The sequence below is a fragment of the Oscillibacter sp. genome (genome assembly GCF_040505565.1).
GTDB lineage: Bacteria > Bacillota > Clostridia > Oscillospirales > Oscillospiraceae > Oscillibacter.
Map to the genome: position 1 here is coordinate 176,501 of NZ_JBEUWZ010000006.1, position 21,560 is coordinate 198,060.

Genomic DNA, 21,560 nt, shown 5'->3' on the forward strand with positions numbered 1-21,560 from the left:
CTTCCTCCCTCTTATGCCTTTTCCGCCACGGCCAGCGTGACGTGTGAGCTTCTTTTATTGATGCGGAACGAGCGGCCCTGCGCCCGGGGCATCATCCGCTTCAGGATGGGGCCGGGTGTTGCAAAAACCTCGCTGACGTACAGCTTGCTGGGGTCCATGGCGAAGTTATTCTCCGCATTGGCGGCAGCGCTCTTGAGAAGCTTCACAAGAGGCTCAGAGGCCGCCTTGGGGGTCTGCATCAGAATTGCCATGGCGGTGCCCACGTCCTTGCCGCGGATCAGATCGCAGACGATCTGAATCTTACGGGGAGCGATGCGGACATAGCGCAGATATGCTTTGGCTTCTTTGTTTTCCATATTTCGCATCCTCCTTTATCAGTCTTTCTTGGCGTGGCCGCGGAAGGTCCGGGTGGGAGCGAACTCACCCAGCTTGTGGCCGACCATATCCTCCTGGACATAGACGGGTACATGCTTCCGGCCGTCATGGACGGCAATGGTGTGGCCAACGAACGCAGGGAAGATGGTGGAGCTGCGGCTCCAGGTCTTCAGTACCTGCTTTTCGTTCTTCTTGTTCATTTCCTCGACCCGCTTGAGAAGCTCCGGGGCAACATACGGGCCTTTTTTGACAGATCTGCTCATATTCTACTTGCCTCCTTACTTCTCATTCCGACGCTTGACGATAAACTTGCTGGTCGGATTCTTGCCCTTGCGGGTCTTGTAACCCATGGCGGGCTTGCCCCAAGGCGTCACCGGGCCGGGACGGCCGACAGGCGCGCGGCCCTCGCCGCCACCGTGGGGGTGGTCGTTGGGGTTCATGACAGAGCCGCGGACCGTGGGACGCCAACCCATGTGGCGCTTGCGGCCGGCCTTGCCGATGTTGATGTTCTCGTGCTCGATGTTGCCCACCTGACCGATCGTGACAAGGCAGTTGGTCCGTACGATCCGGACTTCTCCGGAGGGCATACGGATCTGAGCGTCGCCGCCCTCCTTGGCCATCAGCTGAGCGGCAGTTCCGGCGGAGCGCACCAACTGGGCGCCGTTGCCGGGATGGAGCTCGATGTTGTGGATGATGGTGCCCACGGGCACCTTTTCAATGGGCAGCGCATTGCCCGGCAGAATATCGGCGTCAGGGCCGGTCATGATCTTATGGCCGGCCTTCATGCCCACCGGAGCCAGAATGTAGCGCTTCTCGCCGTCCTCATACTGGATCAGGGCGATGTTGGCGCTGCGGTTGGGGTCGTACTCCAGACGCAGAACGGTGGCAGTTCCCTGCTTGTCGCGCTTGAAGTCGATGATGCGGTACTTGCGCTTATTTCCGCCGCCGCGGTGGCGGACAGTAATGTGGCCGTAGCTGTTGCGGCCGGAGGACTTCTTCAGAGACTCGATGAGGCTGGGCTCAGGCTTGGCTTTCTTATCAATGCCGTCGAAACCGGAGACCGTCATCTGTCTTCTGGAAGGCGTCGTCGGCTTATAAGATTTAATAGACATCGCTTAACACTCCTTCAGTTTAATCAGTTCCGGTCTTAGACCATACCCTCGAAGAATTCGATGGCCTTGGATTCGTCACTCAGCTGGACATAGGCTTTTTTCCAGGTCTTAGTCATGCCGGGGCGGCCTGCACCCTGACGCTTCTCCTTGCCGGGAACGGTCAGCGTGTTGACGCTCTTGACCTTGACGCCGAAGATCTGCTCAACAGCCTTCTTGATCTCGACCTTGCCCGCGTCTTTGGCGACTTCGAAAACATACTTCTTGTCGGAGGCACTGGACATGGCGCGCTCGGTGATAATCGGGCGAATGATGATGTCGTAACTGGTAGCCATTATGCGAACACCTCCTCGATTTTGGTGAGCGCGGTCTGGTCAATGACCAGCTTTTTGGCATTTAAAATGTCATAGACGCTCAAGATAGTGGCGGTGGTAGTGGAGACACCGGGAATATTCCGGGCACTCTTGACAACGACGTCATCCTTCTCAGGGATGACTACCATGGCCTTGCCGTCAGCCTTGACGGCGTCCAGGAACTTGCGGAAGTCGGCGGTCTTGATGGCATCCATCTTAATAGAGTCCACCACGATAATCTCGCCGTCCGCAGCCTTGGCAGACAAAACAGACTTGAGCGCCAGGCGCTTGATCTTCTTGTTCATGACGTAGCTGTAATCCCGGGGCTTCGGGGCAAACACAATGCCGCCGTGCGTCCACTGGGGAGAACGAGTGGAACCCTGACGGGCGTGGCCGGTGCCCTTCTGACGCCAGGGCTTTCTGCCGCCGCCGGAAACTTCGGCGCGGGTCAGGGCGCTCTGGGTACCCTGCCGGCAGTTGGCGAGGTGGTTCTTCACGGCCTCGTGTACAACGGCCTCATTCGGCTCGACGCCGAAGACGGCATCGCTCAGAGTAACTTCGCCGACTTTCGCGCCGGACATATTCAAAACTTCAACATTAGGCATATTCTAAGCACCCCTTTCTTACTTTTTTCTTGCGGAAGCCTTCTGCGGGTTGCGGCCGGAAGCCTTCTGCGGGTTGTTGCTGATGCCGGTCTCCAAGTTCTTGGCGCGGTGAGTCTTCACAGTGGTCTTCACAGTGACAAGGCTGCCCTTGGGGCCGGGAACGGCACCGCAGACCACCAACATATTCAGTTCGGGGTCCACCTTCACGACGCTCAGGTTCTGCACGGTCACCTGATCCACGCCCATGTGACCGGCGCCGATCTTGCCCTTGAAGATTCTGGAGGGATCGGAAGAAGAGCCCATGGAGCCCGCGTGACGGTGAACAGGGCCGCCGCCGTGGGTGGTGGGGGTACGCTGGGCGCCCCAGCGCTTGATAACGCCGGCGTAGCCGTGGCCCTTGCTGGTGCCAGTCACGTCTACAAAGTCGCCGGTCTTAAAGGTGTCGGCCTTGACAAGGTCGCCCACGTTCAACTCGGCGGCGTTCTCCAGCTTGAACTCCCGCAGGTGCTTCTTAGGAGTGACGCCCGCTTTGGTCAAATGGCCCATCTCGGGCTTGTTGAGCTTCCGCTCGGGCACGTCTTCAAAGCCCATCTGGACAGACTCGTAACCGTCCTTCTCAGCGGTCTTCTTCATCGTGACGACGCAGGGGCCGGCTTCGATCACAGTAACGGGAATCACGTGACCGTTTTCATCAAAGATCTGGCTCATGCCGACCTTTTTGCCGATGATTGCTTTCATGTATGTTCCTCCTTAAAGGTTATTGGTCGACTTAGATACGGCTCAGGCCGCATTGCTCTGCCGACGTGACCCGTCCGCCCCGCAAGTTGGCAGACATTGGGTGAGCAACGAAATTAAATACGGAAGAGACGCCTTACAGTTTGATCTCAATCTCAACGCCCGCGGGCAGCTCCAGCGCCATCAGTGCTTCCACCGTCTTGGGAGTGGAGTGGGTGATGTCGATGAGGCGCTTGTGGGTGCGGCGCTCAAACTGCTCGCGGCTGTCCTTGTACTTGTGGACGGCGCGCAGAATGGTGATGATCTCTTTCCGGGTAGGCAGAGGAATGGGGCCGGAAACCTCGGCGCCAGTGCGCTTGGCGGTCTCGACGATCTTCTCTGCGCTCTGGTCGATGACCTGGTGGTCATAGGCCTTCAGACGAATGCGAATCATTTGCTTTTGTGCCATAACTGTTTCCTCCTGAATTTCGTACATAGTTTTTTGTGTGACATTCCGAAAACTGTGTACGGCGGGAAGTTTTTCTGTACGCTTATCCGTGCGTATCATTCTGACTCATGAAAAATACCGGCGCAATACGGCCGGTATCCAAACATGGCGCAGTGATCTACGCAACGTGCAGATTCCTTCTCAGCCGCCCGATCATCGGACATACTCCCCGGAAGTTACCGAAGTTACCCTCGCAATCTCCCGGTTCATCGCAGTTGCGCGTTTTCAGACATAGTTCGCCTTATGCGCGCTTATCTATATTACAAAATATTCGGCCCAATGTCAAGGGGAATTTTATATTTTTGCTTTTTTATTTCCGCTTTCTTGCGGATTGATCTGCCCAAGGTTTCAGCGCATAGGCATTATAATAAATGTATACCCCTTTTCTCTTTCAGCATACCCACAGCAAGGTCCGTTCAGTTTTTCAGTTTTTTACGTCGCTTGCAAAAATTTTTTATTAAATATTACGTGTTGTTTTCCTTGTAACGTTCAGGGGGATATAGTACAATAATTCTATTATGAATTGAGGTGGGCCAACCCGCCCGCAAAGTGAAAGGAACATATTTGCATGGACACCATTTATGTTACTGGGCACCGCAATCCCGACACGGATTCCATTGTCTCCGCCATGGCCTATGCCGCCCTGCGGAATTCTTTGGGGAACCGGGAGTACACGGCGGCGTGTCTGGGTCGGGTAAACGACGAAACGCAGGCCGTTTTGGACCGTTTCCACTTTACCGCCCCCATGCTGCTCAAGAACGTGCGGACCCAGGTATGCGACTTGAAATATGACACCCCTCCCCTGTTGAACTCCGGCGTCACCATCAGCCGGGCGTGGCACGTCATTCATCAGGACACCAATATCTCCGCCATCCCCGTCACCAACGAGGATGGGACTCTGTTCGGAATGCTCTCCGCAGGAGACATCGCGGCCTATGACATGTCCTCCGTCCGCAATCCCCAGATCAGCAACATTCCGCTGTACAACCTACTCTCCGTCATTGAGGGAAAGGTCCTCAATAAAGCCGGAGAGCAGGTTGACAGTGTCTCCGGTGAGGTGACCATCGCTCTGCCCGCCTCTTGCAAAAATCTGTTGTTTGATAACAAAAACAGCATTGTGATCTGCGGCGATCAGCCGGATATGATCCGCTACGCGCTGGAGCTGGGCGTCCAGTGCCTGATTGTCTGCCAGTCGGAGGTCAGCGAGGAGCTGCGGGCACTGAAGACAGAAACCTGCCTGATCACCACGCCCTTTGATGCTTATCGCACGGTTCGCTTGATCTGCCACTCGCTGCCGGTCAGCCGCATCTGCAAAACGGCCGATCTGGTTTCCTTCCACCTGGAGGATTATATCGACGACGTACGGGAAACCGTTTTGAAGAGCCGTTTCCGCTGCTATCCCATTTTAGACGAAAACGAGCAGGTAGTGGGCACTCTGTCCCGCTTTCACCTGCTGCGTCCAACGCGCAAACGGCTGGTTCTGGTGGATCACAACGAGATGTCCCAGGCCGTCCGGGGGCTGGAGCAGGCGGACATTCTGGAGATCATCGACCACCACCGTCTGGCCGACATCCAGACCGGCAATCCTATCTACGTCCGCAACGAGCCTGTGGGCAGCACCACCACGATCGTGGCCGGCATGTATCAGGACCGAGGCCTGATGCCCTCGGAAAAGATGGCGGGGATGATGGCCGCGGCAATTTTGTCCGACACCGTCATGTTCAAGTCCCCCACCTGCACCCAACGGGACATTGACATGGCAAACCGCATGGCCCGCATTGCCAAAATTTCTCTCGATGAACTGGGACACATGATCTTCTCCGTCTCCAACGGTGAAAACCACTCGGCGGAGGAGCTGCTGATGACGGATTTCAAGGAATTCCATATCGCCGGACACGATCTGGGTATCTCCCAAATCACCTGTACGGACTCCGTGCACATGCTTGCCCGGAAAGACGAACTGGTTCAAGCCCTGCACCAGCTGCGTACCGACAAGCACTACGATCTGGTGGCCCTGATGCTGACCGATGTGCTGCAGGAGGGCAGCCGCCTGTTTTTCGCGGGCGACGAGCAGACTATCCAGCAGGCGTTTAACTGCAAAACGGAGAATGGCAGCGTTTTTCTCCCCCATGTCATGTCGCGGAAAAAGCAGGTCATTCCGGCGCTGTCTGCCCTATGGGGTTAATTTCTCCGGTGCCACAGTTTTTAAATTTTATTTTCCCGGGAAATAGAACGTCGGTTCTTTAAAGCGGGACTGGCATAGAGCCGAAACAAAAGGCCCCGGACTCTTTCGACGGCGTCGAAAGAGTCCGGGGCCTTTTCTCACATGGACTGAAACACGTCCTTGTTTTTCATGAAATACTCCACGCCGGAGTATAAAGTGGTCAGTACGATCACCCACACGCAAACGGCGTTCACCACCGCCGGGATGGGCAAGAACATCAGCACCACACAGACCATGGTGGAAGCGGTCTTTACCTTACCGGACCACCCGGCAGCGATGACCCGCCCCGCGTCGGACGCCAGCATCCTCAACCCGCTGACGGCAAACTCCCGGCATATGACGATCAGCAGTGCCCATGCGGGCATCAGCCCGATTTCCACAAACCAGAGCATAGCTGCGGTGACCAGCATCTTGTCCGCCAGAGGGTCCGCAAACTTTCCGAAGTCCGTAACCAGATTTCTGGCCCGGGCAATCTTTCCGTCCAGCAGATCGGTCAGGCTGGCAAGAATGAAAATGACCAGCGCCACGTAATTCGCACCGGGAAAGTCCCAGTACAGCACAACCATAAACACGGAAATCAGCAAAATACGCAGGACCGTCAGCTTATTGGGCAAATTCACGGGGTCTCACTCCTTTTCTCCGGTCAGCTCGCCGTCCATGGTTCCCGTGAGACGGATGTTGATAAATGTCCCCGGCTGGACCTGATCCGCCTGAAACCAGATGCGCCCGTCGATGTCGGGGGACTCTGAAAAGCTGCGTCCGTAGTAAAGCTGGGTCTGAGAATCAAAGCCCTCGCACAGCACTTCCCGAACCGTACCCAGAACAGATTCGTTATACCCGTCGATCACATCGGACTGCACATCCACCAAAAGTTCCGCCCTACGCCGGGTCTCCTCCGCGTCCACGTGATCCATTTTTGCGGCCAGAGTCCCATCCTCCGGAGAAAACGGAAACACGCCCGCCCGCTCAATTTTCGTCTCCCGCAGGAACTCGCACAGCTCCTCAAAAGCCGCGCTGTCCTCCAGCGGCAGGCCCGCAATGATGCTGGTGCGCAGCACCAGGCTGGGAATCCTCTCTCGCAGCTTTCCCAGCAGTTCCGTAAGCTCCGCCTTGGTATCCCGGCGATTCATGGCCTTTAGGATCTCGTCGTTGCAGTGCTGGATGGGAAGATCAATATACTTTAAAATCTTCGGCTCCGCCGCGATGGTGTCAATCAGCTCCTCGGTGATTTCGTCGGGATAGAGATAGTGAAGTCGGATCCAGTGGAAGTCCAGCTTGCACAGCTCCCGTAGGAGGTGGGCCAGCTCGTGCTTCCCCGTCAGGTCTGTTCCATATCGGGTGATATCCTGCGCAATGACGATCAGTTCCTTTACGCCCCGGTCCGCAAGACTCCGGGCTTCTTCCAACAGATGTTCCAGGGGGCGGCTGCGGTACTTGCCCCGCAGGGAGGGAATCACGCAGTAGGCGCAGTGATTATCGCAGCCCTCCGCAATGCGCAGGTACGCATACCAAGGCGGCGTGGACAAAATCCGGTTCCCCTCCTGCTCTGCCGTGTGGATACTGCCGAAGCGGCAGGGCCGCTCTCCTGCCATCACCGCGTCCACGGCAGTGGCAACATCGGTATAGCTGCCGGTTCCCAGAATGCCGTCCACTTCGGGCAGTTCGTCCAGCACATCCTCCTGATACCGCTGGGCCATGCAGCCGGTCACGAGGATTTTTTTTAGTCTTCCCTCTTTTTTCAGCTCAGACATCTGCAAAATATGGTCAATTGCCTCTTCGCAGGCGGAGGCCAAAAAGCCGCAGGTGTTCACAACCGCCACATCCGCTCCGTCCGGATCGGCGGCAACGGTGTGTCCCGCCGCCGTCACGGTGGACATCATCTGTTCGCAGTTCACCTGATTTTTCGCGCAGCCAAGAGAGATAAACGCAACACTGTAACTCAAAATACTTCCTCCAATGCTCGGATTTTGATTCTTTGGGGCCGTGCTGTTTTCAAAGGCGGCCTCCATCCTCTTCTGAAAAATCCGCCCACTTTGCAAGCCCCGCCTTTACGTCGCTCCAGCCAAAGCCCCGGCGAGCCAAAGCGTCGGCGGCGCGCCTGCGCTCCCGTTCGTCCGGCGGGCCCTTGCGGAAACGGTCCCGAAGATATGCTCCGATCAGCTCCGCCGGGTTCGGGGCGGCGTCCATAGCCTCCTCCCACAGGTCCCGGTGGATGCCATGCCTGTAGAGTTCGTCCCGATAGCGGCCGGGGCCATACCCCAGATTTGCGCAGTGCCGTACCAGCAGCGCGGCATACTCCGCGTCGTTCAGTGCGCCGATGGCCTCCAGCCACTCGGCGGCGTACCGCGCCTCCGTCTGAGAGGCTCCCTTTTCCGTCAATTTCTGCTCCAAATCCCGGCGGGACATGGCCCGCCGCCCGATCAGCGCCGCGGCCTTGGCCTTTGTGTCAGAGCCGGAGGCCGCGCTTTTCAGGCACTCCAGAGTCTGGCTGTTCAATTCGTCCCCGGCCCGGAGGCCAAAGTCCAGCAGCTCCTGCTCCGTGACTTTCAGAAAAGACCCATCCTCCAAAAACACCAGGATGCGGCCGCAAACATGCTTTGACCGCTCCAGACGGTCAATTTTCATCGTTGAAATCGTCGGCGTCCACATCTACCGCCCGACCCGCGGCCTTGGCGGCAACGCGGGACTGGCCGGTCAGCAGCTTGTCGAAATTCTTGCGGATATCCCCGTCCAGCTGCTCCGCCACTTCCGGATTGTCCCGCAAATAGTTTTTTGCGGCGTCCCGGCCCTGGCCGATCCGGGTCTCACCCATGGAAAACCAGGACCCGGACTTCTGCACCAGGTCCAGTTTCACGCCCAGATCGACCAGTTCGCCGTAGCGCGAGATACCCTCGCCGTACATGATGTCGAATTCGGCCTCCCGGAACGGGGGAGCCATTTTATTTTTCACCACTTTGGCGCGGGTGCGGTTTCCGATGATCTCCGTGCCGTTTTTAAGACCCTCGATCCGGCGTACGTCGATACGGATAGAAGCATAAAACTTCAGGGCGCGGCCGCCGGTGGTGACCTCGGGGTTTCCGTATACGACGCCCACCTTTTCCCGCAGCTGGTTGATGAAAATGACGATGCAGTTGGTCTTTCCGATGGCGCCGGTGAGCTTTCGCAGGGCCTGGCTCATCAGCCGCGCCTGAAGGCCCACATAGCTGTCGCCCATGTCGCCCTCGATCTCCGCCCGGGGCACCAGGGCGGCCACGCTGTCCACCACCACCACGTCGATGGCGCCGGATCGCACCAGCGCCTCGGTGATTTCCAAAGCCTGCTCACCGGTGTCCGGCTGAGAAATCAGCATATTGTCAATGTCCACGCCCAGCGCCCTGGCATAAGAGGGGTCCAGCGCGTGCTCCGCGTCCACAAAGGCCGCCTCACCGCCTTTTTTCTGGGCCTGAGCCACTATATGGAGGGCCAGAGTTGTCTTGCCTGAGGACTCCGGTCCGTAGATTTCAATGACGCGGCCCTTGGGAATGCCCCCGATCCCCAACGCCAGATCCAGCGACAGCGACCCGGTGGGGATGGTGTCGATCTCCAGATTGGCCCGGTCCCCCAAACGCATGATGGACCCCTTTCCATAGGCTTTTTCAATCTGGGAAATGGCGGTCTTGATGGCCTGCTCCTTATCCGACGCCGGCTCCGCTTTCTTGTCCGGCAGCGAGGACGCTGCCGCTTTATCTTTTGCCATGCTTTCTTCCTCCTTGTTTTTCAGGCAGTTCCCTTATATCTTCTTGGGTTCGGATAAAACTCCAAAAATCAGGTGTGGGCCAGTCTTTTCCAATCTCCGCCGCTTGTCCGAGCACGGCTCAAACCGCCGAACACAGCGTTCCAAACACGACGCGTGGAATGCCCCGGGTATCCTTCACCACCTGAATATCCCCGAAACCTGCGGCGCGCATAATCCGCAAAACGCTGTCCGCCTGACCGATGCCCACCTCAAAATACAGCCGTCCACCGAGTGACAGCGCCTGGCGCCATTTCTCCACAATATCGCGGTAGAAATCCAGCCCGTCCTCCCCGCCGTCCAACGCCAGATGGGGCTCATAGTCCCGCACCGCCGGGTCCAGCGTACCGATGTCTCCTGCGGGTATGTAGGGGGGGTTAGACACGATGCACCCAAACTCCCCCAGCGCAGGCGAGGGCTTTTGGCGCGCGTCGATCTGCATGGAGACCACCCGGCCGGAAAGGCCGGTACGCCGTACATTCTGGCGGCATATCTTCAGTGCCGCCTCACTCACCTCACCCAGTATCACTCGGGCCTGCTGTACCCGGCTGGCAAGCGCCAGCCCCACGCAGCCGCTCCCGGCGCACAGGTCCAGCACCCGGCACTCTCCCAGTGTCCGACAAAAATCAATGGCCTCAGACGCCAGTACCTCCGTGTCTGTGCGGGGAATCAGAACGTCGGCGGAGATGTCCAGCGGCAGTCCGAAAAATTCCCACTCGCCGATCAGGTATGCCACCGGTTCTCCCGCAAGCCGCCGCTTCAGCAGATCGCGAGCTCGCTGCTCCAGTTCCGGCGAGGCGTACAGCGCCCCGTCCCGGACCAGTTCCTCCCGACTCTTTCCGGTGGCAAAGCACGTAAGCTCCCGGGCCTCCAACGTCGCCATCTCCACCCCCGCGGCCTTTAATCCCGCCCGGATGTCCAAATATAAATTGTTATAGGTCGTGGTCACGCCTCTTCACCCTTTTCAAAAGCTGCTATTACCATGCGTCCTGTCCCTTTTTGTCGGGCAGGACCAGCTCCAATGAGCGAATGGCGCACTCGATCATGGAGTCGTCCGGCTCGTTGGTGGTGAAATTCTGCATCCACATGCCCGGGGCGGTCAACATATGGGCAAGGCCGGAGTTACTGCGTCCCACCCACCGGTTGAACTCATAGGTGATGCCCACCACCAGGGGCAGCAGCAGCAGATGCACCAGCGTCCGCAGCCACACGTTGGTGATCGGCCAGATGCCAAACACCGCGGAGGACACCAGAATGGACACGAAAATCACCACGAACAGAAAGCTCGTGCCGCAGCGGGGATGATGCCGGGGCTGGATCCGTACGTTCTCCACCGTCAGCGGAAGGCCTGCTTCATAGCAGAAGATGGTCTTATGCTCCGCGCCGTGATACTGAAACACCCGGTAGATGTCCTTCATTTTGGAGCAGGCGATCAGGTAGATCATAAAGATGGCGATCTTCAAAACGCCCTCCACCACGTTGCGCCCCCACAAGGGGAACCCGGGTAAAAAGTGCAGGATACCTCCGGTGATAAACGTGGGCAACACCAAGAAGAGCAGCACCGACATGCCCACGCCCAGCGTGGTGGCCACCGCCACCAGAGCCCCCTCCAACTTTTTGCTGGAAAGATGCTTTTCCAGCCACAGGTCGAATTTGGACGGCTTGGCCGTCTCGTCCTCCGGGTAAAAATCCGCGGAGTACATCAGGGCCTTTACGCCCTTTATCATGGAGTCCAGGAAATTCACAGTGCCCCGCACAAGCGGCCAGCCCAGAGCCGGGTGCCGCTCCTTGACGAGGTGGAGTTCCTCCGTCTTTTCCACCAGATTCCCGTCCTTGTCCCGTACGACGATGGCCTGCTTTTCCGGTCCGCGCATCAAGATCCCCTCAATCAGCGCCTGTCCGCCGATGCTGGTACGGAAGGCGCGGGAGTTGTTTTCTGCCATGTGTGTTCCTTTCTATTGCTCAGTTTAGCACAGAATATACTGATATGCAACATTTGTTCTACTTTAATTTGGCTGCCCACGTTTTTCCCGCACAGCACAAACGCCCGCGCGCCGGCCGCCCAGGGACGGCGCGGCGCGAAGGCGGTTTTTTCAATTTCCCATGGGCAGACGGATGGTGACCACCGTTCCGCCGCCATCGGCGTTGGCAATTGCAAATTTGCCGTTGTGCAGCGTGACGATTTCATCGCACACAGCAAGACCGATACCGCTTCCCCGGGCCTTGGAGGAGCCCTTGTAAAATTTCTGTTTTATGAAGGGCAGCTCCGCTTCCGGAATACCGGGGCCAAAGTCCCGCACCCGGACCACCTCATATTCGTTCTCCACGGTAACAGAAGCAGCAATCCGCTTGCCGGAGCCGCCGTGCTTAGCCGCGTTGTCCAGCACATTACAAAACACCTGCTTCAGCCTCTCCGGGTCCGCAGAGATGGGAGGCATTTCCTCGTCGGCGGTTTCGTATTCCAGTTCGATTCCCTCCTGACGGAACAGTTCCCGATAGGTGAAGATGGCGTCCTCAAACTCGCTTTGAAGATCTACGTCCGATTCCACCCGCAGGGTAAAGCGCCCGTCCTCCATCTTGGAAAACTCCAGCAGCTCCTCCACCATGGTGCTCAGCCGCCGGGCCTCCCGCAGGATAATGCGGATGCCCTTTCTCATCTGCTCCGGGTCGCCGGAGGGGTCCGCCAAAATTGTTTCGCCCCAGCCGTTGATGGCGGTGAGGGGCGTGCGAAGTTCGTGAGAGACAGAGGAGATGAATTCGGTCTTCATCTTTTCGTTCTGGCCGATTTTCAAAGACATATCGTTGATATTATCCACCAAGCCCGCCAGCTCGTCGGTATACCGGTTCTCGATCTGGATTCCGTAGCCTCCGGCGGAAATCCGTTTCACCGCGTTGGACACAACCGCCACCGGCTCCACAACCCGGTTGATAAACAGCAGATTGGATATCATCACCATGGCCATGCAGGCCACCGCAATCAAGAACACCGCCAACACCGCCAGCATCACTTGCCGGTTCACGGCCCGCAGCGCCGTCACCAGCCGCATAACGCCCACCACCCGGTCATTAAACATCAGTGGGTAGGCAACAGAGAGGATACTCTCCCCTGTGGCGGGGTCCTTTCCCTGAAACACGGCCTTTTTTCCCGAGGAGACCGCGTCCTCGATATCGGAAGTCCGGGGAGAGGTTCCCACGGTAAGTCCATAGCTGGACGCCTGAATGCGGCCGCTGGGGCTGATAAACTGCAGCTCAATGCGGTCCTTGTCATCAAAGGAATCCGTGTAGTACACCGCCATCTGATAATACTCGGTGTAGCTGTTCATAAAGTAGCTGTTGAAGGAGTCCGCGGCGTCCTGGACCCGAATCTCCATCCCCCGCTGCATTCCGCTGTAGTAATAGCTGGCAACGCCGGCGGAAAACAGCGTCACGACCAGCACCAGCAGGACAAATACCGGCATAATGGTATTGATGATCCATCTCTGGCGCAGTCCGCTGATGTGCAGATATTTTTTTTGCTTGTCACTGCCCGTCTTCGGCATTGCTCTCCGTCCTCTTTTTCGTGTTTTACCGGTGTCTCGCTTTTAAAGACCCCACTTGTACCCGTATCCCCAAACCGTCGTGATAAACGCCGGATTTGTCACATCGTCTTCAATTTTCAAGCGAAGACGCCGGATATTCACATCCACGATCTTCAGCTCCGCGAAATAATCCCGGCCCCAGACCGTATCCAGGATTTCCTCCCGGCTCAAAGCCTTCCCGGGGTTCTCCATGAACATCTTCACAATGGAATACTCCACCTGAGTCAGCTTTATCCGCTGCCCGTTTTTCTCCAGTGTCCGATTGCGGGTATTCAGCAGAAAAGGCGGCTGGTTCAGTTCCCCCGCAGGGGTTGGCTCCTCGCCTCCCGCCCGGCGGAACAGCGCGTCCACCCGGGCGGTCAGCTCCGCCGGAGAGAACGGCTTTGTCACATAGTCGTCCGCCCCGGTCATCAGGCCCGTCACCTTATCCATCTCCTGAGTCCGGGCAGTCAGCATGATAATGCCGATCTTCGTATTGGTGGCCCGAATCCGGCGGCAGACCTCAAAACCATCAATACCCGGCAGCATGATGTCCAGCAGCGCCACCGTGGTATCCGGGTTTTCCCGCAGCCGCTCCAGCGCTTCCTCGCCAGTCTCCGCTTCAATGGCGTCGTATCCCGCCCGGCGCAGATTGATGACAATAAAACTGCGGATACTGGACTCGTCCTCCAGCACCAGAACTTTTTTCATGAATGCCTCCGTCCCTTCTCAGTGGTTTAGTTGTCGCCTGCCAACCACTCCGCCGTGATCAGGCCGAAAGCGGCGCGCAGTTGGTCCTCCGTCATGCCGGACAGCCATGAGTTGTTGGAATCCAGCAGTTCCGCAGAGTAAATTGTCTCAGCCCGGCGGCTGAGAATGAACCGTCCGCCCCGGACAGCCTTGATCTCTCGGCTGTCGCCAGTGATGGCACTGATTTTCAGAAACTCCCGAAGCTCGGTTCCGTCGCGGTAAGAAAAGGTCACCGTGGACTCCTCTGCGTCGGGCTCCCGCTGCACCAGCACCTGATCCCGCCAGCTCTCCGGAAGCACCAGATACCAGCCATCTTCCACATCGTGGTAGGTGGACTCCACCCGTGTGGGCTTACCCGTGGCATCATAGCCCCGCCACTCGATGCGGTAATAATTCTGGGTTTCGTTTGACCCCGCCAGCAGAACCGGCACCGGCACCTCTGTGGACTTGTCGCCGTTAATGTCCGTGGGATACAGCGACAAAAACCGGGCCACCTCCGTGGATGTGCCGGTTATGCTGGACAGTACGATATTACTCAGTCCCCCATCCCGCGCCACCAAAATGTCTGTAACCTCCGTGGAGGAATCCACCACGCCCACTACGAATAGCGCCGGTGTTCCGTCCTGAATGGCACCGGTCACAACCCGTCCAAGATTGCTCAGTTCCGCCATGGTAACGGATATCTTGGACGAGGATTCCAGCGCAATGGTCCCATCCTGCCAGGTGTACATCTCCGCAATACCCATTCCCTCGGTGTCGGCGTGGAAGGTCACCAGTTCGTTGTGGCCGTCGCCGTCCAGATCGGTCAAAGCGTATTTGACGTAGGTAGTGCGTAGCAGCTCTTCCGGCTGGCCGTTTCGCAGGGTATAAATGGACAGCGCCTGCATCTCGGAGGCAGTCTTCCACCCCACCACCAGCTCTATGTGTCCATCGCCGTCCAAATCGCTGTATACAATACTGAAAATTGCGCTGCCGCTTCCTTCAATCACCGCAGACTGCTGATACCTGCCGCTTTTTGCACTGAAAATATAGATTTTCAGTGGCTTTTCCTCAGAGGGCTTGCGCATAAACGCCAGAGCTTCCTCCTGTCCGTCTCCGTCCAGATCCACCAGCTGCACCGGCTGGATATTGGAGCCAGATGACGGCGCGGCATATTCGGCTCCATCTTCGATCAGAGCGTTGATGCTGGTCTCAAGATCCTGATATTCACCGGGAAGGCTCGGCAGACAGTAAAGATCCTCCACCGTCCCCAGTCTTAATCCGGCACAGCCGCTCAAAAAGAGGCAGAGTGCTGACAAGAGGGTCAGCGCGGCTGTCCGCCCAATCTTCTTTTTCAACGCGTCCTCTTTCCTTTCGCTGTCCCGGACGGACGCCGGGACTTCTTATTCCAATCTTTGAAGTATACCATAACTTTTTTGGGTTTGGTAGTATTTTTGTGTTTTCTTACACAATTTACCTGCTGTTCATGTTCTGCCAAGTCGTCGGTGGCGTTTTGGAAGAGTTTTCTCAAAATTGCACTTTACATTTTTAAAAATCATGTTATAATATCATTTGTCTCTAAAGCCCAGTATATTTCTTGCTATGCTGAACTTTTTAGTCGGAGGCTGCGGTTTGGCCGCACTTGCAAAGCAAATTTTATTGATCCAGTTCTACAATATGGGGGCGTAGCTCAGCTGGGAGAGCGTACGGTTCGCATCCGTAAGGTCGAGAGTTCGATCCTCTTCGTCTCCACCACGAAAGCCGCAAAATCATAAGATTTTGCGGCTTTTTTATAACTTTTTTGAGGATTTTGAGGGCCTGCGAACCTTCCTTTTCCACGCTTTTTCGTAAAATTGACCCCGCCCGGTTCGCATCCTATTTTCCCATGTGAAAAAGAGGGCAAGAATTGACTTAAGAGCCACCCGTAAAATGCTGAGGCAAAATAGCCCCAAAGCCTTAGAAGTTGCGAACCATACCCTGCGCTCGGTTCGCATCTAAATTTGCGGAAAGTATTACAACATCAAGAAAAATCGAGCTTCTTCCCAGAAGTATAATAGGATGCTCAGGGCCAACATTCTACAAAGAATGTTGGCCCTTTTATTTTATCAAAATGCAATTAAGGAGTGAACGGAATAAAACAGAATGATTCAAAAAATAGGACTGACTTTTTTACGGAGATCGGCATCGCCCTGCGACGAAACGGCTTTGATGCGCCGCCGCCCACAGATGGCCTTATGCCCGTTTTTCTGGACGGACTTCCCCTCTGCCGAATCACAGACAATGGCGCCGTCAGATACCGTGAATCAGACCTTGGCAAGAAATGGATTAAACATGCGTCAGACACCAGCTGGAAGAGAACATCTGCCTTTTATGGGCGTAGGCCCGCTCTATGTCGGTCTCATCCTCGCGCTGACCGCAGCCGCGATCATTCTCGCAAAGACGGGCTCGCTGCCCACTGCAAATGCCGGAGCCTTTCGCCTGCCGCTGGCTATAGTCGGGGTACTTATCATCCTTGCGGGCACAGGACTGTGGGCCGCGGCCTTTTTCGGGGCAAAGATCGACCGGGGCATCGCGGAAAATTGCCTCGTCACCGGGGGAGTTTATGCCCATGCTCGCAATCCGATCTACTCGGCGTTTCTATTTCTCTGCTCCGGCGCGCTGCTTATTGCGGGAAATCTGTGGCTGCTTGTGCTCCCCGTTGCCTACTGGCTGTTCCTGACGCTCCTGATGAAGGCCACCGAGGAAAAATGGCTGCTCCGGCAGTATGGGCAGGTCTACCGTGACTATTGCCGAAGGGTGCCGCGCTGTATTCCGAGGCTGAAAAAACACCGCTGACGAAAAAACAGTCCATGACAAAAGCCATGGCCTGTTTGAAGCGCTATCTTGCGCGCTAGATTATTCAAAGCCGCGTTTCGCGTGGCGGCAGATGGCGTCGAAGGTCTTTTCACTCAGGTCGTGCTCCACCTTGCAGGCGTCCTCTCTGGCAGTCTTTTCATCGACGCCGAGAGCTATGAAGAATTCGGTCAGCAGCTTATGACGCTCATACATACGACTCGCAATTTCCATACCGGAATCAGTCAGCGTGATGAGTCCTTCTTTGTCCATCGTGATATATCCGTTTTCCCGCAGGCGCTTCGTTGTATAGGAGACGCTGGGCTTGGTCACGCCCAGTTGCTCCGCCACATCGATGGAACGGATAAAACCGTGTTTTTCCTTCATCATGAGCATCGCTTCCAAATAATCCTCGGCTGCTTTCTGTATCTTCATGGCAAGCTGCACCAACTTTCCTGGCAAATTAAGTACAGGTTAACACACTCTAACCAAAAACGCAAGGTTTTCCGCTGAGGGGTTGACAAGTTCGGTTAGAGGCGTTAAACTATTAATGGTTAGAGAGATTTAACCATTTTGTTTTGGGTTTTAGTTATCATAGACTAACTAGCAGTGAACGTATATGGAGGGAGGAATCATGATGCCGCTTACACTGGCAAACGCAGGCGAAGAGAACATGATCCGCAAGGTCGGAGGAAATCCAGAGACGAAAAAGCATCTGGAGGATATGGGGTTCGTCGCCGGGGGAAATGTGACGGTGGTTTCCACCATCGGAGGAAATCTGATCGTCAACGTCAAGGAGTCCCGCGTGGCCATCAGCCGCGAAATGGCCGGTAAAATCATGATCTGATTTCCGTCCGGGAAACAGATGATCGAAATAATGAAGGAGGAGCAGTGAATGAAAACGCTGAAGCAGGCAAAGATTGGCGAGACCGTCCGGGTCGTGAAGCTTCACGGCGAAGGCGCGCTCAAGCGCCGCATTATGGATATGGGCATCACGAAGGGCGTGGACGTCTATATCCGTAAGGTGGCGCCCCTGGGCGATCCGGTGGAGGTGACCGTACGGAGCTACGAACTCTCGATTCGTAAAACCGAGGCGGAAAGCATTGAAGTCGAGTGATGGAGGCAGCTCCATTTTTTAAGCGCATCCAATTAGATAACTCTAACTAAAAAGGAGAGGAATCATGGGTAAGGAAATTAAAATTGCCCTTGCGGGAAACCCCAACAGCGGCAAGACGACACTATTCAACGCGCTGACCGGTTCCAACCAGTATGTGGGCAACTGGCCGGGCGTCACGGTAGAGAAAAAGGAAGGCAAACTCAAAAAGCATGACGATGTGATTATTGAGGACCTTCCCGGTATTTATTCGCTATCGCCTTACACGCTGGAGGAAGTCGTTTCAAGAAACTATCTCGTCACGGAGCGGCCCCACGCGGTGCTGAACATCGTGGACGGAACAAACCTGGAGCGGAATCTGTACCTGACCACTCAGCTCACCGAGCTGGGCATTCCGGTGGTGATCGCCATAAATATGATGGACATCGTCCGCAAAAACGGCGATCAGATCAATATTCAGGAGCTCAGCCGAGAGCTTGGCTGCAAAATTATTGAGATCTCCGCCTTAAAAGGCGACGGCATCCAGGAGGCAGCGGAAGCGGCAGTCGCGGCGGCAAAGTCCGCCAAGACCATCCCGATGCACACCTTCTCCGGCCCGGTGGAACACACTATTGCCCACATTGAGGAGGCCGAACTGCACGGCGTTTCCGCCGAGCAGCAGCGTTGGTACGCAATCAAAATTTTCGAGCGTGATGAAAAAGTTCTGGCACAGCTGAACATTCCGAAAGAAACGCTGGATCATATTGAGCAGGACATCAAAGCGGCTGAGCAGGAGCTGGATGACGACGCGGAAAGCATCATCACGAACGAGCGGTATGTCTACATAGCCACCCTTCTGAAGGGCTGCTACAAAAAGAAAAACGCCGGCAGGATGTCCCCCTCCGATAAAATTGACCGGGTGGTGACAAACCGCTGGCTGGCGCTGCCTATCTTTGCATTGATCATGTTTCTTGTCTACTATATTTCGGTAACGACGCTGGGCACCGTCGTTACCGACTGGACCAACGACACCCTGTTCGGCGCCTGGATTCAGCCCGCTGTCGGTACCTGGCTCACCAACATCGGTGCCGCCGACTGGATCAACTCCCTGGTGGTGGACGGCATCCTCGGCGGCCTGGCGGCTCCCATCGGCTTCGCGCCCCAGATGGCCATTGTGTTTCTGTTTCTCTCCATTCTGGAGGACTGTGGCTACATGGCGCGGGTGGCCTTCATCATGGACCGCATCTTCCGCCGCTTCGGCCTCTCCGGCAAGAGCTTCATTCCGTTTCTCATCTCCTCTGGCTGCGGCGTTCCGGGTATCATGGCGTCCCGTACCATTGAAAACGAAAAAGACCGCCGTATGACCATGATCACCACCACCTGCATTCCCTGCGGTGCGAAGCTCCCGGTAATCGCGCTGATCGCAGGCTTTCTGATGGGCGGCGCGTGGTGGATGGCTCCGCTGATGTACTTTTCGGGTATCGCCGTGGTCATCATCTCCTGCATCATCCTCAAGAAAATGAGACTCTTCTCCGGCGAGCCGGCTCCCTTTGTCATGGAGCTGCCACAGTACCACTTCCCGTCCGTCAAGGGCGTGCTGCTCCATGTGTGGGAGCGCGTGTGGGCGTTCCTGAAAAAAGCCGGTACGATCCTGTTCCTCTGCTGCGTGGTCATGTGGTTCCTCGGCAGCTTCGGCATTCAGGACGGCGTGTTTGGGCTTGTTGACACAGAATCCAGTTTCCTGGCCGTCATCGGCGGGGCCATTGCCTGGATCTTTGCGCCTCTCGGCTTCGGCACCTGGCAGGCGGTTGCTTCTTCTCTCTCCGGTTTTGTCGCCAAGGAGGGCATCGTCTCCACAATGGGCGTGCTGAGCGGTCTCGGCGATGTAGAGGAATACGCCGTTTCCATGCACGCACAGTTCGCGGCTTTCTTCCCCACCAGCATCGCCGCAATCTCGTTTCTCTACTTCAACCTGTTTGATTCCCCCTGCCTTGCGGCGATCTCCACCATGTCCCGTGAGATGGGCTCCCGAAAGTTCTTCTGGTTTGCCATCCTGTTCCAGAATATTACTGCTTACTGCATTGCCCTGATGGTCTACCAGATCGGCGGGCTGCTGACCGGAGAGGTTGCGTTCAGCGCGGCCACGGTGGTTGCGTTTGCGGTATTGGCCGGCGTGCTCTATTTGCTGTTCCGCCGCGACCCGAATCAGCATCCGGAGAGGCTGTCCGAGCGGCAGGCAGCCTATACAAGGTGACGACAAACCTGACACTGGGCGCAGCCGACATCACCATTTTGGCGGCTCTGGCGGTTCTGTTCATCCTTGGCGTCAAAATTGCCATCGGCTTCTTTACGGATAAAAAATAAGGATGACCGCATACGTCATTCCAAAGGAGGGGTTTCCTATGTTGGCTTGGATTACAGCGAATCTTGCTACCATTCTGGTGTGCTTGGTTTTGCTGGTGATCGCGGCGCTGGTCATTGCATATCTAATTCGAAACAAGAAAAGAGGCAAGACCTCCTGTGGCTGCGACTGCTCGGGCTGCTCTCTGCGCGGCTCCTGCCATCGGGAGCGCTGATTCAAAGGGAGACGCACAGGCACATCTGTGCGTCTCCCATATTTTGATCGGAGGAAAGAGATGACGAACCGAAATCCGGCTCTGACCGCCGCCAACATACGGTATCTGCTGGTCATCCGGGAATTGGATACGAAAAAAAGAGGCGCGCGCTGCATCGACGTGGCGAAAGCTTTGGGTGTTACCAAACCCAGCGTCACCACCATGATCGTCACACTGCGCAGCTTTGGACTGGTGACGAAGGAAAAATACGGTGCGGTACATTTGACGGAACTGGGCCGAGAAAAAGCCGAGTGCTATGTTTCCTGTCTCGAGTTTCTTCTCTCCCAATTTGAAAATGCTCTGGGGCCGTCCGGAGCCAATTACCGAAACGCCGCCTGTACCGTGCTTACTGAGTTGCCGGAGGAGAATCTGCGGGAACTTTATCGGCGGCTCGGCTCACAAGAGCAGTGATTCAGCGGATGCTGCAAAAAATACGGCGGATTGGAGGAGAAATACGATGAGCACGAATGTCAGACAATTGCTTCTTTACCATGACCTGATCGCTGGCATTGTAACGGCGATGGAGGCGCGGGACGCCTACACCGCCAACCACTCCATGCGTGTGGCGGAAATGGCGGTGGCGCTGTGCGAATTCTTGAATCTCCCCGAAGAGGAGACCACTTTATATCATATCTCCGCTCATCTGCACGACGTGGGCAAAATCGGCATTGAGGATTCCATACTGCGAAAAAGCATGCCTCTCACAGCTTCGGAATGGGAGCAAATGAAATCCCATCCGGTAATCGGCTATAACATTCTGAGCCGGATCGACAGCTTTGAGGAGATTGCAAAAATCGTCCGCGCACATCATGAGCGCTGGGATGGGCACGGCTATCCGGACGGACTCTCCGGCGAGTGCATTCCCTTTGGCGCGAGAATCATTGCCGTGGCGGACTCCATCGATGCGATGCTGAGTACTCGGCCCTACCGGACAGAAATTACCGCAGACTGCTGCCAGGAAGAGATTCGCAGGAACATCTGCAAAATGTATGATGCGCGCATCGCGCGCTCTGCGCTTAACAACTGGGATAAGCTGCTGCAAAGGCGAAGCGCCGCCTACTCCGCATGGTGACA

At 56.2% G+C, this 21,560-nt stretch carries 25 protein-coding genes and 1 tRNA gene; 9 read left to right on the forward strand and 17 right to left on the reverse strand.

Features of this window, described 5'->3' with window-relative positions; translation table 11 throughout:
- Positions 1 to 11 precede the first annotated feature (11 nt).
- The 7 genes from rplV to rpsJ form a co-directional block, all read right to left on the reverse strand.
- The gene (rplV, locus tag ABWQ15_RS02600; protein ID WP_353907262.1) at positions 12 to 356 is read right to left on the reverse strand and encodes a 50S ribosomal protein L22; all 345 of its coding nucleotides are present in this window, start codon (positions 354 to 356) and stop codon (positions 12 to 14) included.
- 18 nt (positions 357 to 374) lie between these two features.
- On the reverse strand, positions 375 to 638 hold the full coding sequence (gene rpsS, locus ABWQ15_RS02605; RefSeq protein ID WP_353907263.1) for a 30S ribosomal protein S19: 264 nt from the start codon (positions 636 to 638) through the stop codon (positions 375 to 377).
- 15 nt (positions 639 to 653) lie between these two features.
- Positions 654 to 1,487 (reverse strand): 50S ribosomal protein L2, encoded by an 834-nt coding sequence (gene rplB / locus ABWQ15_RS02610; RefSeq protein WP_353907264.1) that lies wholly within the window; start codon positions 1,485 to 1,487, stop codon positions 654 to 656.
- Between the two features lie 35 nt (positions 1,488 to 1,522).
- The gene (gene rplW, locus ABWQ15_RS02615; RefSeq protein ID WP_353907265.1) at positions 1,523 to 1,819 is read right to left on the reverse strand and encodes a 50S ribosomal protein L23; all 297 of its coding nucleotides are present in this window, start codon (positions 1,817 to 1,819) and stop codon (positions 1,523 to 1,525) included.
- Positions 1,819 to 2,442 carry a 50S ribosomal protein L4 gene (gene rplD / locus ABWQ15_RS02620; RefSeq protein WP_353907266.1) on the reverse strand — a complete coding sequence of 208 codons (624 nt, stop codon included), beginning with the start codon at positions 2,440 to 2,442 and terminating at the stop codon, positions 1,819 to 1,821. The genes rplW and rplD overlap by 1 nt, the downstream gene beginning before the upstream one ends.
- A gap of 18 nt (positions 2,443 to 2,460) precedes the next feature.
- Positions 2,461 to 3,180 (reverse strand): 50S ribosomal protein L3, encoded by a 720-nt coding sequence (gene rplC, locus ABWQ15_RS02625; protein ID WP_353907267.1) that lies wholly within the window; start codon positions 3,178 to 3,180, stop codon positions 2,461 to 2,463.
- A 133-nt stretch (positions 3,181 to 3,313) separates the two neighbouring features.
- Positions 3,314 to 3,625, reverse strand: coding sequence for a 30S ribosomal protein S10 (rpsJ, locus tag ABWQ15_RS02630; protein ID WP_353907268.1), 312 nt, complete (start codon positions 3,623 to 3,625; stop codon positions 3,314 to 3,316).
- A gap of 607 nt (positions 3,626 to 4,232) precedes the next feature.
- Between rpsJ and ABWQ15_RS02635 the strand changes: the two genes are divergently transcribed.
- Positions 4,233 to 5,849 (forward strand): putative manganese-dependent inorganic diphosphatase, encoded by a 1,617-nt coding sequence (locus ABWQ15_RS02635; RefSeq protein WP_353907269.1) that lies wholly within the window; start codon positions 4,233 to 4,235, stop codon positions 5,847 to 5,849.
- 137 nt (positions 5,850 to 5,986) lie between these two features.
- Here the strand turns inward: ABWQ15_RS02635 and pgsA are convergent, their stop codons facing one another.
- The 9 genes from pgsA to ABWQ15_RS02680 all read right to left on the reverse strand — a co-directional run bounded on the left by pgsA (position 5,987) and on the right by ABWQ15_RS02680 (position 15,304).
- The gene (pgsA, locus tag ABWQ15_RS02640) at positions 5,987 to 6,508 is read right to left on the reverse strand and encodes a CDP-diacylglycerol--glycerol-3-phosphate 3-phosphatidyltransferase (RefSeq protein WP_353907270.1); all 522 of its coding nucleotides are present in this window, start codon (positions 6,506 to 6,508) and stop codon (positions 5,987 to 5,989) included.
- Between the two features lie 6 nt (positions 6,509 to 6,514).
- Positions 6,515 to 7,831, reverse strand: coding sequence for a 30S ribosomal protein S12 methylthiotransferase RimO (rimO, locus tag ABWQ15_RS02645; protein ID WP_353907271.1), 1,317 nt, complete (start codon positions 7,829 to 7,831; stop codon positions 6,515 to 6,517).
- A 49-nt stretch (positions 7,832 to 7,880) separates the two neighbouring features.
- Positions 7,881 to 8,513 carry a regulatory protein RecX gene (locus ABWQ15_RS02650; protein WP_353907272.1) on the reverse strand — a complete coding sequence of 211 codons (633 nt, stop codon included), beginning with the start codon at positions 8,511 to 8,513 and terminating at the stop codon, positions 7,881 to 7,883.
- Complete coding sequence (gene recA, locus ABWQ15_RS02655) at positions 8,503 to 9,624, reverse strand: recombinase RecA (RefSeq protein WP_353907273.1); 1,122 nt, start codon at positions 9,622 to 9,624, stop codon at positions 8,503 to 8,505. The genes ABWQ15_RS02650 and recA overlap by 11 nt, the downstream gene beginning before the upstream one ends.
- A gap of 118 nt (positions 9,625 to 9,742) precedes the next feature.
- Positions 9,743 to 10,609 (reverse strand): peptide chain release factor N(5)-glutamine methyltransferase, encoded by an 867-nt coding sequence (gene prmC / locus ABWQ15_RS02660; protein ID WP_353907274.1) that lies wholly within the window; start codon positions 10,607 to 10,609, stop codon positions 9,743 to 9,745.
- A 28-nt stretch (positions 10,610 to 10,637) separates the two neighbouring features.
- Entirely contained in the window at positions 10,638 to 11,603 is a 966-nt protein-coding gene (locus ABWQ15_RS02665; RefSeq protein ID WP_353907275.1) for a DUF1385 domain-containing protein, read from the reverse strand.
- A 150-nt stretch (positions 11,604 to 11,753) separates the two neighbouring features.
- Positions 11,754 to 13,199, reverse strand: coding sequence for a sensor histidine kinase (locus tag ABWQ15_RS02670; RefSeq protein WP_353907276.1), 1,446 nt, complete (start codon positions 13,197 to 13,199; stop codon positions 11,754 to 11,756).
- A gap of 42 nt (positions 13,200 to 13,241) precedes the next feature.
- Complete coding sequence (locus ABWQ15_RS02675; protein WP_353907277.1) at positions 13,242 to 13,928, reverse strand: response regulator transcription factor; 687 nt, start codon at positions 13,926 to 13,928, stop codon at positions 13,242 to 13,244.
- Between the two features lie 26 nt (positions 13,929 to 13,954).
- Positions 13,955 to 15,304 (reverse strand): FG-GAP repeat domain-containing protein, encoded by a 1,350-nt coding sequence (locus tag ABWQ15_RS02680; RefSeq protein ID WP_353907278.1) that lies wholly within the window; start codon positions 15,302 to 15,304, stop codon positions 13,955 to 13,957.
- 321 nt (positions 15,305 to 15,625) lie between these two features.
- Here ABWQ15_RS02680 and ABWQ15_RS02685 point away from each other — a divergent pair.
- Together ABWQ15_RS02685 and ABWQ15_RS02690 are read left to right on the forward strand one after the other, a co-directional pair.
- Positions 15,626 to 15,701 (forward strand) — tRNA-Ala (locus tag ABWQ15_RS02685).
- Between the two features lie 576 nt (positions 15,702 to 16,277).
- On the forward strand, positions 16,278 to 16,781 hold the full coding sequence (locus ABWQ15_RS02690; protein ID WP_353907279.1) for a methyltransferase family protein: 504 nt from the start codon (positions 16,278 to 16,280) through the stop codon (positions 16,779 to 16,781).
- Between the two features lie 60 nt (positions 16,782 to 16,841).
- Here ABWQ15_RS02690 and ABWQ15_RS02695 read toward each other — a convergent pair whose 3' ends face one another.
- Entirely contained in the window at positions 16,842 to 17,213 is a 372-nt protein-coding gene (locus tag ABWQ15_RS02695) for a metal-dependent transcriptional regulator (protein ID WP_353907280.1), read from the reverse strand.
- Between the two features lie 199 nt (positions 17,214 to 17,412).
- On the opposite strand from ABWQ15_RS02695, the gene ABWQ15_RS02700 reads away from it, so the two are divergent.
- The 6 genes from ABWQ15_RS02700 to ABWQ15_RS02725 all read left to right on the forward strand — a co-directional run bounded on the left by ABWQ15_RS02700 (position 17,413) and on the right by ABWQ15_RS02725 (position 21,558).
- Positions 17,413 to 17,625, forward strand: coding sequence for a FeoA family protein (locus tag ABWQ15_RS02700; RefSeq protein ID WP_353907281.1), 213 nt, complete (start codon positions 17,413 to 17,415; stop codon positions 17,623 to 17,625).
- A 48-nt stretch (positions 17,626 to 17,673) separates the two neighbouring features.
- Complete coding sequence (locus ABWQ15_RS02705) at positions 17,674 to 17,895, forward strand: FeoA family protein (RefSeq protein WP_353907282.1); 222 nt, start codon at positions 17,674 to 17,676, stop codon at positions 17,893 to 17,895.
- Positions 17,896 to 17,959: 64 nt separating this feature from the next.
- Positions 17,960 to 20,125 (forward strand): ferrous iron transport protein B, encoded by a 2,166-nt coding sequence (feoB, locus tag ABWQ15_RS02710; protein WP_353907283.1) that lies wholly within the window; start codon positions 17,960 to 17,962, stop codon positions 20,123 to 20,125.
- A 148-nt stretch (positions 20,126 to 20,273) separates the two neighbouring features.
- Positions 20,274 to 20,447 carry a FeoB-associated Cys-rich membrane protein gene (locus ABWQ15_RS02715; protein ID WP_353907284.1) on the forward strand — a complete coding sequence of 58 codons (174 nt, stop codon included), beginning with the start codon at positions 20,274 to 20,276 and terminating at the stop codon, positions 20,445 to 20,447.
- 60 nt (positions 20,448 to 20,507) lie between these two features.
- Positions 20,508 to 20,897: a hypothetical protein gene (locus tag ABWQ15_RS02720; protein ID WP_353907285.1), complete on the forward strand. Its 390-nt coding sequence runs from the start codon at positions 20,508 to 20,510 to the stop codon at positions 20,895 to 20,897.
- Between the two features lie 46 nt (positions 20,898 to 20,943).
- Positions 20,944 to 21,558 carry an HD-GYP domain-containing protein gene (locus ABWQ15_RS02725; RefSeq protein WP_353907286.1) on the forward strand — a complete coding sequence of 205 codons (615 nt, stop codon included), beginning with the start codon at positions 20,944 to 20,946 and terminating at the stop codon, positions 21,556 to 21,558.
- The last annotated feature ends 2 nt before the right edge of the window (positions 21,559 to 21,560 follow it).